Raw genomic sequence first — 14,742 nt, 5'->3', positions numbered from 1 at the left:
GTCGCCAAACCCGAATCGCCATTTTGGGCGACGGGCCGACTATAAGCTTCATCAGAACGACGGGGAAGGTGAGGAATTCCGAGGTTTGTGTAGGAATTTTTATGCCGTCCTAGGACCAATATTCAGCGTTGTTGAATGGATCGAAAGCAGCGCTAAATCATTCATTCAACTTTGTTCTTCCCACCTAACGCTATCCTCTAAAAACCCAACCCCGAAGTCGAGACGGACCTCCACCCCATGCAAACTCCACCCAACCCCCAACCCCACCTCTGGAAAACCTACCTCCTGTTCCTCGCCCCCATGGTCCTCTCCAACTTCCTCCAATCCATGTCCGGCACCGTCAACAGCATCTACATCGGCCAGATGCTCGGCACACAGGCGCTGGCGGCGGTTTCGGGGATGTTCCCTATCGTGTTTTTCTTCATCGCCCTGGTCATCGGTCTCGGCGCGGGTGCGGGCGTTTTGATCGGCCAGGCCTGGGGCGCTCGCGAGCCGCATCTGGTGAAGGCCATCGCCGGGGCGACGTTGATGCTGGGGCTGTTGATCGGGTTGGTGGCGGCGGTGTTGGGGAGTGTGTTTGCGCGGTCTTCGCTGGTGGGGTTGGGGACGCCGGCGGATGTGCTGGACGATGCGGTTTCGTATGCCCATGTGATGTTGTGGTTCATGCCGTCGCTGTTGGTGTTTGTGTTGTTCACGCAGTTGCTGCGCGGGGTGAGTGACACGATGTCGCCGTTGTTGGCGTTGGTGGTGTCGACCGTCGTCGGGCTGGCGCTGACGCCAGCGTTTATTCGCGGCTGGTTCGGCTTGCCGATGCTGGGGATTCAGAGTGCGGCGTTTGCCGGGTTGGCGGGGAACCTGGCGGCGATGGGGTGGCTGGCGTGGCGCTTGATTCGCAAGGGGCATCCGTTGGCGCCGGACCGGGAGTTTTTTGCGGCGATGAAGCTGGACATGGCGATCCTCGGCAAGGTGCTGCGCATCGGCTTGCCCACCGGGTTGCAGATGGTGGTGTTGTCGCTGTCGGAGCTGGTGATCCTGGCGCTGGTGAACCAGCACGGTTCCCAGGCGACGGCGGCGTATGGGGCGGTGACGCAGATCGTCAATTACGTGCAGTTTCCGGCGTTGTCGATTGCCATTACCGCGTCGATTCTTGGGGCGCAGGCGATCGGGGCAGGGCGTATCGAGCGCATCGGGCCGATCTTGCGCACGGGGTTGATGATCAATGTTTGCCTGACCGGTGGCCTGGTGGTGTTGGGGTATTTGCTGTCGCACTGGTTGCTGGGTTTGTTCCTCACCGAGGACACGACGCGGAGCATGGCCGAGCATCTGTTGCACATCATGCTCTGGAGCCTGTTGGTGTTTGGTTTCCAGGCCATCATCGGCGGGATCATGCGTGCCAGCGGTACGGTGATGGTGCCCGTGGCGATTTCGATTGTGTGTGTGGTGGGTGTGCAATTGCCGGTGGCGTATCTGCTGGATGCGCGGTTCGGGCTGCAAGGGGTGTGGATGGCGTTTCCGGTGGCGTATCTGGGGATGTTGGCGTTGCAGGTGCTGTACTACAAGAGGGTTTGGCAGCATCAGAAGATTGAGCGGTTGGTGTAGGGGGGAAGGATCGAGATTGCGGTTTGTCAGGCAAGCTTTCTGCTGAACTCACTACCGCCTTCGCGAGCAGGCTCGCTCCCACAGGGATTGGTGGTGAAGTTGAACGTCAGGCATGACCGGGCTTGCTGCCGGCCACCGTCGCGCCGAGAATTCATGGGTGGGGAATTGATATCCGACAGGCGTGATCGCCTGAGGAGGTTTTCAAATGGGCCCCTCATCACAAACCATCTTCCAGAACCGCGCCGCCGCCGGGCGACGCCTGGTGGCGCCGCTGCTTGCGTACGCCCATCGCGCCGATGTCATTGTCCTGGCCTTGCCTCGTGGCGGGGTGCCGGTGGCTTATGAAGTGGCCAAAGCGCTGGAGGTGCGCCTGGATCTGATGCTGGTGCGCAAGCTCGGGGTGCCGTCGCATCAGGAGTTCGCCATGGGCGCGATTGCCAGTGGCGGCATTCAGATTCTCAATGAACAGGCGCTGCGGGTGCACCCGATCGATAAGGCCGCGTTCGATGCCGTGGTTGACCGGGAGACGAAAGAGCTCAAGCGTCGTGAGCAGGTGTATCGCGGGTCGCGTGCGCCGCTGCACCTCAAGGATCAGGTGGTGATCCTGATCGACGACGGCCTGGCCACCGGCGCCTCGATGCTGGCGGCGATTCACGCGGTACGGGTGCATGCGCCGTCACGCATTGTGGTCGCCGTGCCGGTGGCGCCGATTGAAACGGCCGAGGCGTTGCGCAGTGAGGTGGATGAGTTGATCTGCCCGCTGATTCCCGAATGGCTGATGTCGATTGGTTACTTCTACATGGATTTTTCCCAGACGACGGATAAGGAAGTCATGGATCTGCTGCAGCGAGCGTGGCAGCGTGAGCTTGAGCTGTAGCGGATAAAGATCGACGCCCTGGCTGGCTATCCCGTGGCCCGGTCGGCTTACCGTCAGACAGTCGCAGTCCGCTCAGGGGTGGAACAAACGACGGTTCTTTGCTTTAGTCCATCGTGCGTTCGACACCTCAATCCATGTGTGGCCTCGCTCCGGGGAATCCCATGAGCCCTCGATTTTTGCGCATCATTGCGTTGACTTTTACCTTTGCGCCGGGTGTTTTCCCCGGCGCCCAAGCCGTCGAATACACCGACGTGAACGCTACAGCCAGCACCATCCGTTTCACCTACAAGCAGATGGGGTCGAAGATGTACGGCACCTTCGGCAAGTTCGAGGGCGATCTGGATTTCGATACCAACCACCCCGAGGCTGCGCGGGCCAAACTGATCATCGCCCTCGACAGCATCGACGCCGGCAGCGAAGACGCCAACACGGAACTGCAAAAACCTGCCTGGTTCGACACCGCTCGTTATCCGGTGGCGACATTCGAGTCGACCCGGTTCACGGACCTGGGCAATAACCGCTACCAGATCACTGGCAATCTCACGCTCAGGGGACTCACCCGGGAAGTGACGGTACCGGTATTGCTGAAGGCGGAAAATGCCATCGGCATTTTCGACGGCGAACTGGTGCTCAAACGCAGTGACTTCAAGATCGGCGACGGTGAGTGGGCCGACACGATGGTCTCCGACGGTATCAACATCCGGTTCCGGATGGTGGCGCCCCAGCGCTGATGAGAGGATCAATCCATGAACCCAAGGTTCTTCCTGCTTTGTGTTTTGGTTCTTGCTGGTTGCGTGCGAAACCCTGCGGATATCAAGTTGCAAGTCACCGAGCACCACAACCTCCCGGAACCGAAAATTGCCTTTCTAGGCGTTGGTGGCTGGCTGGTGCATTGGAAAGGCGAAGGCCTGCTGCTGGCGCCATCGTTCAGCAACCCTGCCTTCCTTGGCATCAAAGGTATTCCTCCGTTGCGGGTGCGGGCGAACAATCGCAAGATCGATATCTACATGCCGCCGGCCAACGACGTGAAAATGCTTCTGGTCGGGCATGCCCACTATGATCACCTGATGGATGTCCGGCGGGTAATGGAAGTCCACACGCCCCATGCGAAAGTCATTGGCTCCGAGACGGTCGCGCATATCCTCGCTGTAAAACCGCGCATCCCGGTCATCGTGCCCGGCAGGGCGGAGATCACCAAATACGATGACCCGACCGTAACAGGAACCTGGTTCTACTCGTCGGGGGACCGGATGACCGATGGTCAGCGCCTGGCAAAAGATACAGGGTTGCCGCCGACAGGCTTCATCCGGGCCATGCCGCTGGAAAGCATGCACGCCGGCCATCTTTTTCGTGAAAATCTGCTGCCCGGTGCCTATGACAATGACCTGGAAAAAGAACCGATTTATATCCGTAACTGGAAGCTGGGCCATAAAACCCTGGCGTGGGTTATCGATCTACTGGGCGACGATGGCAAACCGGTGTATCGCCTCCATTATCTGGACAGTGCTGCGAACCCTCCCTATGGTTTTCCGCCGCTCATTGCTGACTCGAAACCTTTCGATGTGGAAATTCTTTCAGCCGGCGACTGGGAGCAGGTGTCGTCATATCCCGATTCGCTGCTGAGGGTGACCCGACCTCGACTGGTGTTGGTCGGGCACTGGGAAAATTTCTTTGGCAATAATCTTGAGGAGCCCGCGCAGACGATCCCGGGGCAAACCCCGCTCAAGATGATCGAAAGAATCAAGCGTACGCTGCCGGGGATCGAGGTCGTGGTGCCGGAGCCACTGTCCGAGGTGGCTCTGCCGGCTGCACAGTGAGATTGTCCAATGAAGTTTGGTGCTGCATTGGCGTCCGATCTCCCTTACAGAAACCGGGCGCCAGTCGGGCTTACCTCATTTCACCGCTATAGGTACTGTCACGGACTTGCCGAATGTCGAACGGATGGTGACGGTCGGGTTCGGTGCCGGGCCGGCGCCGGTGGTGGTGACCGATACCCGCCAGCGTGCGCCGGTGCCGGTTGGCGTGAGGATCGCGTTACCCAGGTTGAGTGGCCCGGCAGTGGTCGACGCGGTCACCGTCAGCGTGTTGCCGGTGCCGCGCGAGGTGGTACCGGCCAGGTCCCAGGTGTAGCGGCTGTTGCTGCGCACCGAAACCCAAGCGCTGGTGACCACCAGGTCTTCGTTGACCGCCGCGGGCGTTACCGCCACAGACACGGTTGCCGGTTCCGAGACGGCATCCTTGGCGTCGCTGGCCTGGTAGGTGAAGGCTGCGGTGAACGGTGCGGTGACGGTGGCGGGTGGGGTGTAGATCACCCGTACGCCGTCGGTGCTGACCGTGCCCATGCCCGAATCCGGCTGGGCCAGGCCCACCACTTTGAGCGGCAGGTTACCGTCCGGATCGGTGTCGTTGGCCAGAACGTTGATGGTCACCGGTTGCCCATTGCTGCTGGCAGCACTGTCAGGGTTGGCCACGGGTGTTTTGTTCGGGTCTTGGTTGTCATCATCGTCGTCATCACCATTGCCGCCGTCGCCATTGCGGAAGGTCGGCAGCGCGGCGGACGCAACGTAGGTGACACCGTCCCAGCCGGGCAGGGGCGTTGGCATCAACTGGAATTGACCCGGATGCTCGATATCCCAACGCAGCAGCATCGAGGTGTCCTCGTGCTGGGTGTTGTGGCAGTGCTCCATGTAGGTTCCGGCGAATTCGCGGAAGTGGATCGCCATTTCCACGTCCACTGAACTGTCGATGCCTTCGCCGATGCGATACACGTCCTTGCGCGCGCCTTTTTCCCATTCCGGTGGCGCCTTGCCGTCGCGGCTGAGGATGATGCCTTCTTCGAAATGCACGTGCACCGGGTGATTCCAGCCGTTGCCACCGTTCTTGATTTTCCACACTTCCAGGGTGCCGTCGCCGGCGTAGCCACCATCGCTTGGGCCGTTGGCCAGTTGCGGGGCGGCGCTGAGTCGCCGTGAGTCCATCTGGTAGCCAAAACCCCCATCGGTCTTGATGGTCCAGGGGGCTTCGTCGGTGCCGTCGGAGCGGCCGAAAATGAACTCGCGATGCCGCGCCACCTTGAGCTTGGCCTGGTCGGTGGGGCTGTTACGGTCCAGGGTCAGCGGGATCATGATCTTGCCTGCCGCTTTGCCCGGTTTCGCCGGTTCGTAATCCGCCGGGTTCATGCTGACGTCCTGGCCGCTGTAAGGCTGGACCACCAGTTGCATGAACTTGCCCACCACCGGGTCGCCGTTGTCCCACTCAGGTCCTTTGCTGCCCTGCTTGATCACCGCCTTGTACTTCTCGGACAGCACGTCGGCCAGGCTCAGAGGGTCATCTTTCGGACCCTTACCGGTCTGGTGTTCCATCAGGTTGACGAAGTACAGCTTGTCGCCAGTCCTGATCCCGTTTTTCGCGAAGTTGACGATGATGTCGAAGCGTTCGGCGATGCCTTGGGTCGGCAGGATGGCATTGTGGTTCTGCTTATCGCCATCGCCGTCCAGGTCCATGCTGCCGTCGAACGGCACGGCGTGTTCCATGAGGTTGCCGTCGTTGCCGATCATGTGGAACGGCACACGGGTGTAGGACACCCCGGAACCCGACGGCCCCGGAAACTCGCCACCGTTGCCGGCGACTTCACGCACCAGGGCAATCCTGAAGTAGCGCGACACCGAGCCGTTGAGGATGCGGAAGCGATAACTGCGCGCCCTTACTTTCAGGCGTGGCTGGTACTGCCAGTTGACCAGGATCTGGTCGCCGAGAAAACCGTCGGTGTTGAACGGGTTGAACCACAGCTGACCGTTCTGATCCCAGGCCTTGTCGGCGACCACCAGGTTGACGTCGTAGTCGCGGTTGCCCCAGGGCATTGCCGAACCGCTGGGCAGGCGCAGGTTGACGCCGTCCTCGATCGCTTCGTTGCCGCGATCCAGGGCGCTGTAGTAGTTCATCATTACCGCGTTGCCCTTGTAGACGTTCTGCGCGGTGAAATCGAGCATGTGGTCGTGGAACCAGTGGGTGCTCATGGTTTCGCGCCAGTCGCCACGGATCTTGATCGTGCCGCTATCGCAGGTTTTCAGGCCGGGGGTGGCGTCGTTGACGAACAGTTTCTCGCCCGGTGCGCAGGGAAACGCCGCGCGTGGGTCTTCAGCCTTGGTGTTGATGGTGTCGTAACCGGCCAGTTGCAGCGGCCAGCGATAGTCGTAGTACTGCCCTGGAAAGAAAAACGCATTGGTGTAGCCGTCGCTTTCGGCCGGGGAGTGGCCGTTGTGTTCGTGGGTACTGATGGTGTGCAGGCCAAAACCCATGTTGGCGGCCGGATCAATGGGCAGGGCGTTGTAGTGACGCATCAGCAGTGGTTGGCCGTAGCGGACCATGAGCAGTTTGGGCGGCACGGTGCCGTCGAAGGTCCACAGCGAGTTGTGATTCTGCACCGGCATTTTCGAGTGGAAGCGCACGTCGATGCCCTTGGTGGTGCCCGCCGTTTCGGGAATGTCGGAGGTCTGGTAGTAGAGCCCGCCGGGGGCGAACTCACCGACGGCGTAGTTGTGCAATTGCTTGCGGTCGCGCAGGCCGAGGTTGGTCCGTGCGCCGGCTTGCACGGTCTTGAAATCCACCTGCGGATAGAACTCGTTCCAGCGCTGGTGCGACCAGCCTTTTCCCGGGGGGCGCCCTTCGGCGGGCGAACCTACCGGATGGCGGTTGAGGAAGGTTTCGATCTGCGCTTTCCAGGGGTTGCGGTCCAGCACATTGGCATACTGCGACGGGAACGGGAACAACCCCGGTTGGCGCATGAACGCATCCAGCGCGGCGCTCGAAGGGCCGCTGCGGGCAACGCTGTTGGGGTCCTGCTGCGGTGCCGGGCCGATGGTGGGAACGGGGAAGGTCAGGGGGGGCGCCGGGATCGTCGGATCGAGTTTTTCCGTGCCGAACTCTTCGAACAGCAGCAGTTGCTGGGTAAACGGTTCGGCGCCGAACAACGGGCTCGGTTTGCCGTTGGTGGGGTAGTTGAACGAGGTCTGCAAGCTCGGTGGCAGCACGTTGTCGGCCCGTGGCGTGTTGCGGTCGCCGTACGCGCCGTTGGGTAGGGCCAGTGCACCCTGGTTGGTCTCGGGCATGGTTTTCAAGGCTTCCAGCGCCGCCGCCGGGTCGGCGGGCGGGTTGTAGTAGGCCGAGGGGTCGGTCGGTGACGGCTGGCTTTCGTCATCCATCGGCGCCGCGCTGACCGAAGTCAGGCTGGCGGTGATCAGCATGACCGAGGCCACGCTTGACCTGCACATGAAGCTGAGCGAACTGAACGCGGGTGCTACGGTTTTCATTTGGTTTCCCCTGCAGACGTGCCAAATTGGCGAAACCCGCCATCCCCGATGCAGAGGGGACGACTGCGTTGCGGTACCAGCGCCGGTGCAACTGTTGCGCCATCATCGGGCAGGGGTAGATAACGTTCTGATTAATCAGTAAGTTGTTTCAAGGTGTTTCAAAGGCGATGCAGCAAAGCAGTGGGGGATATTCCTCAGTTGCGGGGAAATGCCTTTATTTCATTGGGTTACTATCACCATACCTGGGTGGTTGTTTGCTGGATGGTGATCGCTTTAAAGCAACTGAGCGTTATTACACAATAAATTTGTATCAATTTTTTGCGGGTCATCAAGGCACACGAGCAAACCTCGCAGCGCGATATGATAGGCAGTCATCGCACCCCGGAGTCATCCCCCGCAATGCCCCAGATCACCCACTTCAAAACACCGTGCCCCGAGCACATCAACAGCCAGATCCTGCAAATGGTGGTCGACAACCTGACCGACATCAGCATGGTCGCGATACCGCCGAGCAACCTGCTGTACAACGTTTACCAATACGCGATCGGTTATGAGGTGCACCTGTATCTGGAAGCGTTGAGCGGGGCGAAAGGAATCGATGTGGAACTGCTCGTTGCCACCGACCTGGATGACCCGGAACAGGTGATCGGTTTCCTGTTGTACCTGCCGGTCAAGGACGATCCCGAGGCCTGCGGCGTGGCGTACATGGCGGTGCACGGCAGCCATCGGCGCCAGGGCGTTGCGCGACGGATGTTGCGGGAACTGGTCGGTCGTTTTCCCCATGCCGAGTTGACCTGCGCAGTGGCCAAGGTGCCGTATTTCGAGGCAATGGGTTTTCAAGTGGTGGGCGTGCGCGCCACCCAGGTGCTGATGAACACCCGCGACCACGGCAGCGATGGCTTGATGGCGCTGCTGGACGTGGCGTCGATCTACAGTTCACTGGAGGTCCGGCAAATTCATACGTACCTGCTGCAAAAACACGGCAAGCGGGCCATGCTCGATGCGGAGAAACAGCGGGATCGGCATCTGGACCAGCTGACGCGCAAAGCCAATGAGTTTGTGCGCGAGCGGTTGGGGGAAGGGGCGGTGCCGGTCAGTGGGCCGCGGTTGCGGTTGGTCTGATTCCCTTCTGCCAACGCGGTCAACTGTGGGAACGAGCCTGCTCGCTCCCACAGCGGTTTGTAATCAGGTCAGCTTCACATTCATCGTAATCCGCGCCGTAAACACCTTCTTGCCTTCAACATCGTGAATGTCCACCGGCACGATTTTGTCACCCTCCGTCGTCCAGTCCACCGCCTCGCCGTCCGCCACCGCCGTCACATCACTCTTGGCCTTGGCCAGGTATTGGACTGTCATGCCCTTGGGAATCCAGCGTGCGCCGGCGGGGATGGACACGTCGGTCATCATCCCGGCTGCCAGTTCGGCGGCGTTGCACATCGCAATCGCGTGAACGGTGCCCAAGTGGTTGGTGATCTCCCGGGCGAACGGCACCTGTACGCTGGCCGAGCCTTTGCGCAGGTCGGTGACCAGTGGGTTGATGGTGGAGAAGTACGGCGCCACCTTGCAGGCCATCTGGCTGAACGCTTGCGGGCCTGCACTGTTGAACAGGCTGAGGAACTGACTCATGTAGAAGCCTCTCTGGTTGATGGATTCACGGAATACAGTTCCGTAACAGAATAATATTCTGTGACGGAACTGTATTCTGTCGACGGGAAATCTGTCAACCTAGTGCCACTTGTCTGTTGGCAACTGCCAGCCATTACCCACGTTTTTTTGGTCTGTGTTGAGTATGCAAACTTCAGATTTACTCGAGCGCTGCTACCCCGGCCGCCGCGCCGAACTCAAGCGCGACATTTTTCGCAACGCCCTCAAGCTGTTCAATGAACAGGGGATCGAGGCGACCACCATCGAGATGATCCGCGCGCAGTGCGATACCAGCGTCGGCGCGATCTACCATCATTTCGGCAACAAAGAAGGCTTGGTGGCCGCGTTGTTTTTTACCGCGCTGGATGACCAGGCCAGGCTGCGCGACAGCTACATGGCCGCTGCCGCCAGCACCCAAGCGGGTGTATACGCCTTGGTGCACAGCTATGTGGATTGGGTCGACAGCCAGCCCGAATGGGCGCGTTTCCAGTACCACGCGCGATTTGCCGTGACCAAGGGGCCGCACAAGGACGAACTGGCCACCCGCAACAAAGCGCGCAACAAAATGCTGTTGGAATGGCTGTCGGACCCCACGCACCGGGGCCAATTGGGGGACTTTCCGGCCGAGTTGATGCCGTCGTTGATCATCGGTCAGGCCGACAGCTACTGCCGTGCCTGGTTGTCGGGCCGGGTCAAGGGTAGTCCGAAGGCCTACCGGGAACTGCTGGCCGAGGCGGCATGGCGCTCGGTCGTTGACCCTCAATCCCGCTGAATCGCTCCCACAAGGGATTTGTATTGCTGTCGGGAAAATGCGAAGCCCGGCAAAGTGCCGGGCTTTCAAGTGTCTGGATTTCGCGCAGGTTAAAAAAGAGCCTCAAAGCTCTTTGATGGGGAGGAAGTGGAGCCATTGAGGCTCAAGATGCGCATGAAGCAGGCGGTGAGCTTGATAGGGGTTCAATGCACTCACCACCTACGCAACGGCTTGAGCAAGCAAGCGGCTGCGCATAATCATCGTAGAAAGATGGGGGTTCGCCCTCAAGTACCGCTAGTCGAATCCCCCCAAAACGGTCAGCTTCTGCGAGGCTGTTCACCCGGCCAACCCGCCTGATTCAAGGCCTTGAGCAGTGTCTCGGCGTCCAGCCCCGGTACCCCATGCCCGTTACCTTCGGTCGTTTCGGCGGCGAGCAAGGCGTTGATGATTGCTTCCTCCACGGCTTCGGTGGCCGCCAGGAACAATTCGCTGATGTGATCGTTATTGACCATGCTCAGGTTGCCGGTGGTTGGCGCGCGTTTGCTCTCGTAGGCAGCGGGTGGCACGTGCGCATTGCCGGTGGCGAAGGCGATGAAAATGTCGCCGCTGTGGTCTTCATTACCGCCGCCGGTGCGGGCCAGGCCGAGGCTGGCGCGTTGTGCCAGGCGCGTGCATTGATGCGGCAGCAACGGTGCATCGGTGGCCAGGCAGACCACGATCGAACCCATGCCCGGATGTGGCAGCGACGCTTTGAGAAACGGCGAGTCGACCTGTTCCATGTAGCGTCCGACCGGATAGCCGTCGACGCGAAGTTCATTACGGATGCCATGGTTGGCCTGGACGATGGCGCCGACGGTCCAGCCGCCCTGGGCACTGTTCAAGCGCCGCGACGCAGTGCCGATGCCACCCTTGAATTCATGACAGATCATGCCGCTGCCACCCCCCACATTGCCTTCGACCACCGGGCCGCCTGCCGCCGTGCGCACTGCTTCAGCCACGTGTTCGGGCTTTACGTGGAAGCCGTTGATGTCGTTGAGCAAGCCGTCGAAGGTCTCCAGCACCACCGGCATGTTCCAGTAGAGCCGCCCGTCATCCGGTTGCTGCTCACGGTCCACAACGATCAGCGCATCACGCACCACACCGAGGCTGTGGGTGTTGGTGAAAGCGATCGGGCTGGTCAACAGGCCAGCCTCGCGAATCCACTCAAGCCCCGTGGCATCGCCGTTGCCGTTGAGTACATGGACACCGGCAAAACACGGCTGCTGGCTGGTGGAACCGGCACGGGGCTCGATCACGGTGACACCCGTCAGGATGTCACGACCCTGGACGGTACGACCTCGCACATTGCTGTGGCCGACCCGCACGCCGGGTACATCGGTGATGGCGTTGAGAGGGCCGGGTTGCAGTTGGCCAAACTGAATATTCAGGTCGCGGGCACGTGGTTTCATGGGGATTCTCATCTTCGATTCATGGTCGGAAAAAGGGGCATGGGCTAGAGCACAATCCCACAGGGGTTTGCGGTGTTTGATCTATTGACCGTTCTTGACCTTGCTCCAGATCCGCGTGCGCACGCGCTCGGTCGCCGGCGGCAAAGGTTGCAAGGTGAACAACGTGGCCAGCGCCTCGGCCGATGGATAAACGGCAGGATTGGTGCGTGTCGCTTCGGCCACCAACGCTGTCGCATTACGATTGCCGTTGGGGTAGTTGAGGTGATTGCTGACCGGGGCGATGACTTCGGCACGCATCAGGTAATCGATGAAGGCCAGGCCCTGTTGCGGGTGCGGAGCGTCCTTGAGCAGCACCAGCGTGTCGAACCACACCGGCGCGCCTTCCTTGGGCAGGCTGTAGGCGATCTTCACGCCGTTGCCCGCCTGTTCGGCGGCGGCCTTGGCCTCCAGCATCGCTCCGGACCAACCCACCGCCACACAGATGTTGCCGTTGGACAGGTCGCTGATGAACTTCGACGAGTTGAAGTAGGCAATATGCGGGCGCAACTTGAGCAGCAGCGCTTCGGCCTTCTTGTAATCCTCGGGGTGGGTGCTGTTGGGCGGCAGGCCGAGGTAATGCAGGGCGACCGGCAGCATTTCCGCAGGGGAGTCGAGCATCGCCACGCCGCATTCGCCGAGCTTGGCCAGGTTCTCTTCCTTGAACACCAGGTCCCAGGAATCCACCGGCGCCTTGTCGCCGAGTACGGCGCGCACCTTGTCGATGTTGTAGCCGATGCCGTTGGTGCCCCACAGGTACGGTACGGCGTACTGGTTACCCGGATCGTTGTTGGCCAGTTTCGCCAGCAGGTCGGTGTCCATGTTCTTGAAGTCGGGCATTTGGGCCCGGGGTAATGGCGCCAGCGCGCCGGCCTTGATCAAGGTCGGAAGACTGAAGTTACTGGCCACCACCACGTCGTAGCCGCTACGGCTGGTCAGCAGTTTGCCTTCCAGCACTTCGGCGCTGTCGAAGGTGTCGTAGACCGGCTGGATCCCGGTGTCACGCTTGAAGTCCTGCAGGGTATCGGGACCGATGTAGTCGTACCAGTTGTACACATGGACGGTCGGGACTTCGGCAGCAACCGCCGACAGCGAGGCCGCCAGACAGGCGCCCAGGCCCAGATTGAAATACGAGCGGTGACCACTCATGATGCGGCACTCCTGGCCTGCTGCGGCCGGTGATATTCAGGAGCTTGCAGCGTATCGACCGGGGTGGCCGTTACCCATTCCCATCATGGGTTACTCGAAAGGGGTAGTACGTGGACGCGTTGTTGAAAGAGTTGCCGCTGCACCAGGGCCTGGCGCGGGTGTTCGGTGCGTTGGGCGAGGGTGGGTTCTGGCGGGCGCTGGTCGACACCCTGCGCCTGCTGGTGCCGCTGGACAATGCGCTGGTCGCGGTGATGCAGCCCGGTCGGGTGCCGCGTCTGCTGATCGATTTCGACGCAAAAGGCAGTGGCGACGAGCACGAGGAACTGGCCGATTACAGCGCCGGCATGTACCTGCTCGATCCGTTCTACCTGGCCGTGTGCGCCGGCATCGCCGACGGCTTGCACAGCCTCGACTCGGTGGCGCCCGACCAGTTCCAGCAAAGCGAGTACTACCTCAGTTACTTTCGCTCGGTGGTCGGCGGTGACGAGTTGCAGTTCATGGTCAACCTCGATGGCGCCGTGCTCGGCCTGTCCCTGGGACGCTCGACCCGCTTCAGCCTTCAAGAGCAGGGCCGCCTGCTGTGCGTGCGTGACTGGGTGCTGGCCGCCATGCGCCGACACCTGCAACTGCTGCCGCCGGAAGGTCCGGTTGCCGAACCGGTGGCCGGCGACCTGGCAACCCTGCTTGACCGCTTCGACGCGCGCCTGTCAGCCCGCGAAATCGAAACCGCACGGCTGATTCTCCAGGGCTTCTCCAGCAAGGCCATCGCCCAGCAAATGGGTATCTCTCCGGAGACGGTGAAGGTCCATCGGCGCAACCTCTATCACAAGCTCAATGTGAACGGGCATGGGGAGTTGTTTGCGTTGGTGTTGCAGCCGCGCTGAGCAGGTGTGCCTGAGGTTGATTGATTGGCTGTGCGGGCCCCTTCGCGGGCTTGCTCGCGAAAGGTGCGACTCGGTCTTACTGGCGAAACACCAGAGCCTTCAACCCGCACTCGATATCCGCATCCGGAAACTCCGGCGGATTGTCCAGCCGGTGCTCGAAGCGCAGGCTCGGCGCTTCACGGGTCACACCTTCGATGAGGAAGTCCGCACCGAATGCCGGGTCGTTCATGCACGCCAGTACCGTGCCTTGCGGGCTGAGCAGTTCCGGAAGGCGGCGCAGCACGCGCTGGTAATCCTTGGTCAGCAGGAAACTGCCTTTCTGAAACGAGGGCGGGTCGATGATCACCAGATCGTACGGGCCCTTGCCGATCACCTTGCCCCAGGACTTGAACAGGTCGTGACCGAGAAATGTGACCTTGCCCAGGTCATGTCCGTTGAGTCGGTGGTTGTCGCGGCCACGGCTCAGGGCCGGGCTGGACATGTCCAGATTGACCACGTGGGTCGCGCCACCTTCGATGGCCGCCACCGAAAAGCCGCAGGTGTAGGCGAACAGATTCAGGACCCGTTTGCCCTCGGCATTGGCCCGCACCCAGTCGCGGCCGTAGCGCATGTCGAGGAACAGACCGGTGTTCTGCTTGCGGCCCAGGTCCACCCGGTATTTCAGCCCGCCCTCGGTAATGGTCAATTCGTCGATTTCTTCCCCGAGCAGCCATTCGGTGGTGCTTTGCAGCAGGTAGCGATGTTGCAGCAACAGGGTATGCGCGCCCGATTGTGCCCACTGCGCTGACTGGGTGATCGCCATCAGCAACTGCTTCAAATCGTCCAGTTGCGAAGGCTCCGGCTCCTTGAACAGCGCCACCAATACCACGCCCTGCAACCAGTCGACCGTCACTTGCTCCAGCCCTGGCCAGCAGCGACCACGGCCATGGAACAGGCGGCGGGTTTCGACAGGGGCGGTTGCCAGGGCGGTCAGTAAATGCGCGTGGAGCGTGGCGAGGGCGTCAGGGATCATCGGTCTGGGTCGGCAATTTCAGGGGGGCGGCAT

The 14,742-nt window shown here is 61.0% G+C and carries 12 protein-coding genes; 7 read left to right on the top strand and 5 right to left on the bottom strand.

Going from position 1 to position 14,742, the window contains the following annotated elements; translation table 11 throughout:
- The first annotated feature begins 237 nt into the window (after window positions 1–237).
- The 4 genes from AC07ZE_RS18440 (at window position 238) to AC07ZE_RS18425 (ending at window position 4,293) form a co-directional block, all read left to right on the top strand.
- Complete coding sequence (locus AC07ZE_RS18440; RefSeq protein WP_207266102.1) at window positions 238–1,599, top strand: MATE family efflux transporter; 1,362 nt, start codon at window positions 238–240, stop codon at window positions 1,597–1,599.
- Window positions 1,600–1,804: 205 nt separating this feature from the next.
- Window positions 1,805–2,476 carry a phosphoribosyltransferase gene (locus AC07ZE_RS18435; RefSeq protein WP_207266101.1) on the top strand — a complete coding sequence of 224 codons (672 nt, stop codon included), beginning with the start codon at window positions 1,805–1,807 and terminating at the stop codon, window positions 2,474–2,476.
- Window positions 2,477–2,637: 161 nt separating this feature from the next.
- A complete protein-coding gene (locus AC07ZE_RS18430) occupies window positions 2,638–3,207 on the top strand; it encodes a YceI family protein (RefSeq protein ID WP_207266100.1) in 570 nt (189 codons plus the stop codon).
- Between the two features lie 15 nt (window positions 3,208–3,222).
- Entirely contained in the window at window positions 3,223–4,293 is a 1,071-nt protein-coding gene (locus AC07ZE_RS18425; protein WP_259331974.1) for an MBL fold metallo-hydrolase, read from the top strand.
- A gap of 75 nt (window positions 4,294–4,368) precedes the next feature.
- Here AC07ZE_RS18425 and AC07ZE_RS18420 read toward each other — a convergent pair whose 3' ends face one another.
- Window positions 4,369–7,785 carry an Ig-like domain-containing protein gene (locus AC07ZE_RS18420; RefSeq protein WP_207266099.1) on the bottom strand — a complete coding sequence of 1,139 codons (3,417 nt, stop codon included), beginning with the start codon at window positions 7,783–7,785 and terminating at the stop codon, window positions 4,369–4,371.
- A 399-nt stretch (window positions 7,786–8,184) separates the two neighbouring features.
- Here AC07ZE_RS18420 and AC07ZE_RS18415 point away from each other — a divergent pair, with 399 nt between their 5' ends.
- Entirely contained in the window at window positions 8,185–8,907 is a 723-nt protein-coding gene (locus tag AC07ZE_RS18415) for a GNAT family N-acetyltransferase (RefSeq protein ID WP_207266098.1), read from the top strand.
- A 63-nt stretch (window positions 8,908–8,970) separates the two neighbouring features.
- On the opposite strand, the gene AC07ZE_RS18410 is transcribed toward AC07ZE_RS18415, so the two are convergent.
- Window positions 8,971–9,411, bottom strand: coding sequence for a hotdog fold domain-containing protein (locus AC07ZE_RS18410; protein WP_207266097.1), 441 nt, complete (start codon window positions 9,409–9,411; stop codon window positions 8,971–8,973).
- A 163-nt stretch (window positions 9,412–9,574) separates the two neighbouring features.
- On the opposite strand from AC07ZE_RS18410, the gene AC07ZE_RS18405 reads away from it, so the two are divergent.
- Window positions 9,575–10,201 carry a TetR/AcrR family transcriptional regulator gene (locus AC07ZE_RS18405; RefSeq protein ID WP_207266096.1) on the top strand — a complete coding sequence of 209 codons (627 nt, stop codon included), beginning with the start codon at window positions 9,575–9,577 and terminating at the stop codon, window positions 10,199–10,201.
- A 296-nt stretch (window positions 10,202–10,497) separates the two neighbouring features.
- Here AC07ZE_RS18405 and AC07ZE_RS18400 read toward each other — a convergent pair whose 3' ends face one another.
- On the bottom strand, window positions 10,498–11,628 hold the full coding sequence (locus AC07ZE_RS18400; RefSeq protein ID WP_207266095.1) for a DmpA family aminopeptidase: 1,131 nt from the start codon (window positions 11,626–11,628) through the stop codon (window positions 10,498–10,500).
- Between the two features lie 81 nt (window positions 11,629–11,709).
- Entirely contained in the window at window positions 11,710–12,813 is a 1,104-nt protein-coding gene (locus AC07ZE_RS18395) for a polyamine ABC transporter substrate-binding protein (protein ID WP_207266094.1), read from the bottom strand.
- Between the two features lie 110 nt (window positions 12,814–12,923).
- On the opposite strand from AC07ZE_RS18395, the gene AC07ZE_RS18390 reads away from it, so the two are divergent.
- Window positions 12,924–13,697: a helix-turn-helix transcriptional regulator gene (locus AC07ZE_RS18390; protein ID WP_207266093.1), complete on the top strand. Its 774-nt coding sequence runs from the start codon at window positions 12,924–12,926 to the stop codon at window positions 13,695–13,697.
- 76 nt (window positions 13,698–13,773) lie between these two features.
- On the opposite strand, the gene AC07ZE_RS18385 is transcribed toward AC07ZE_RS18390, so the two are convergent.
- A complete protein-coding gene (locus AC07ZE_RS18385; RefSeq protein ID WP_207266092.1) occupies window positions 13,774–14,709 on the bottom strand; it encodes a class I SAM-dependent methyltransferase in 936 nt (311 codons plus the stop codon).
- Window positions 14,710–14,742: the final 33 nt, after the last annotated feature.

Source organism: Pseudomonas sp. GW101-3H06 (genome assembly GCF_059424605.1).
This window is presented reverse-complemented; position numbering and strand designations above follow the sequence as displayed.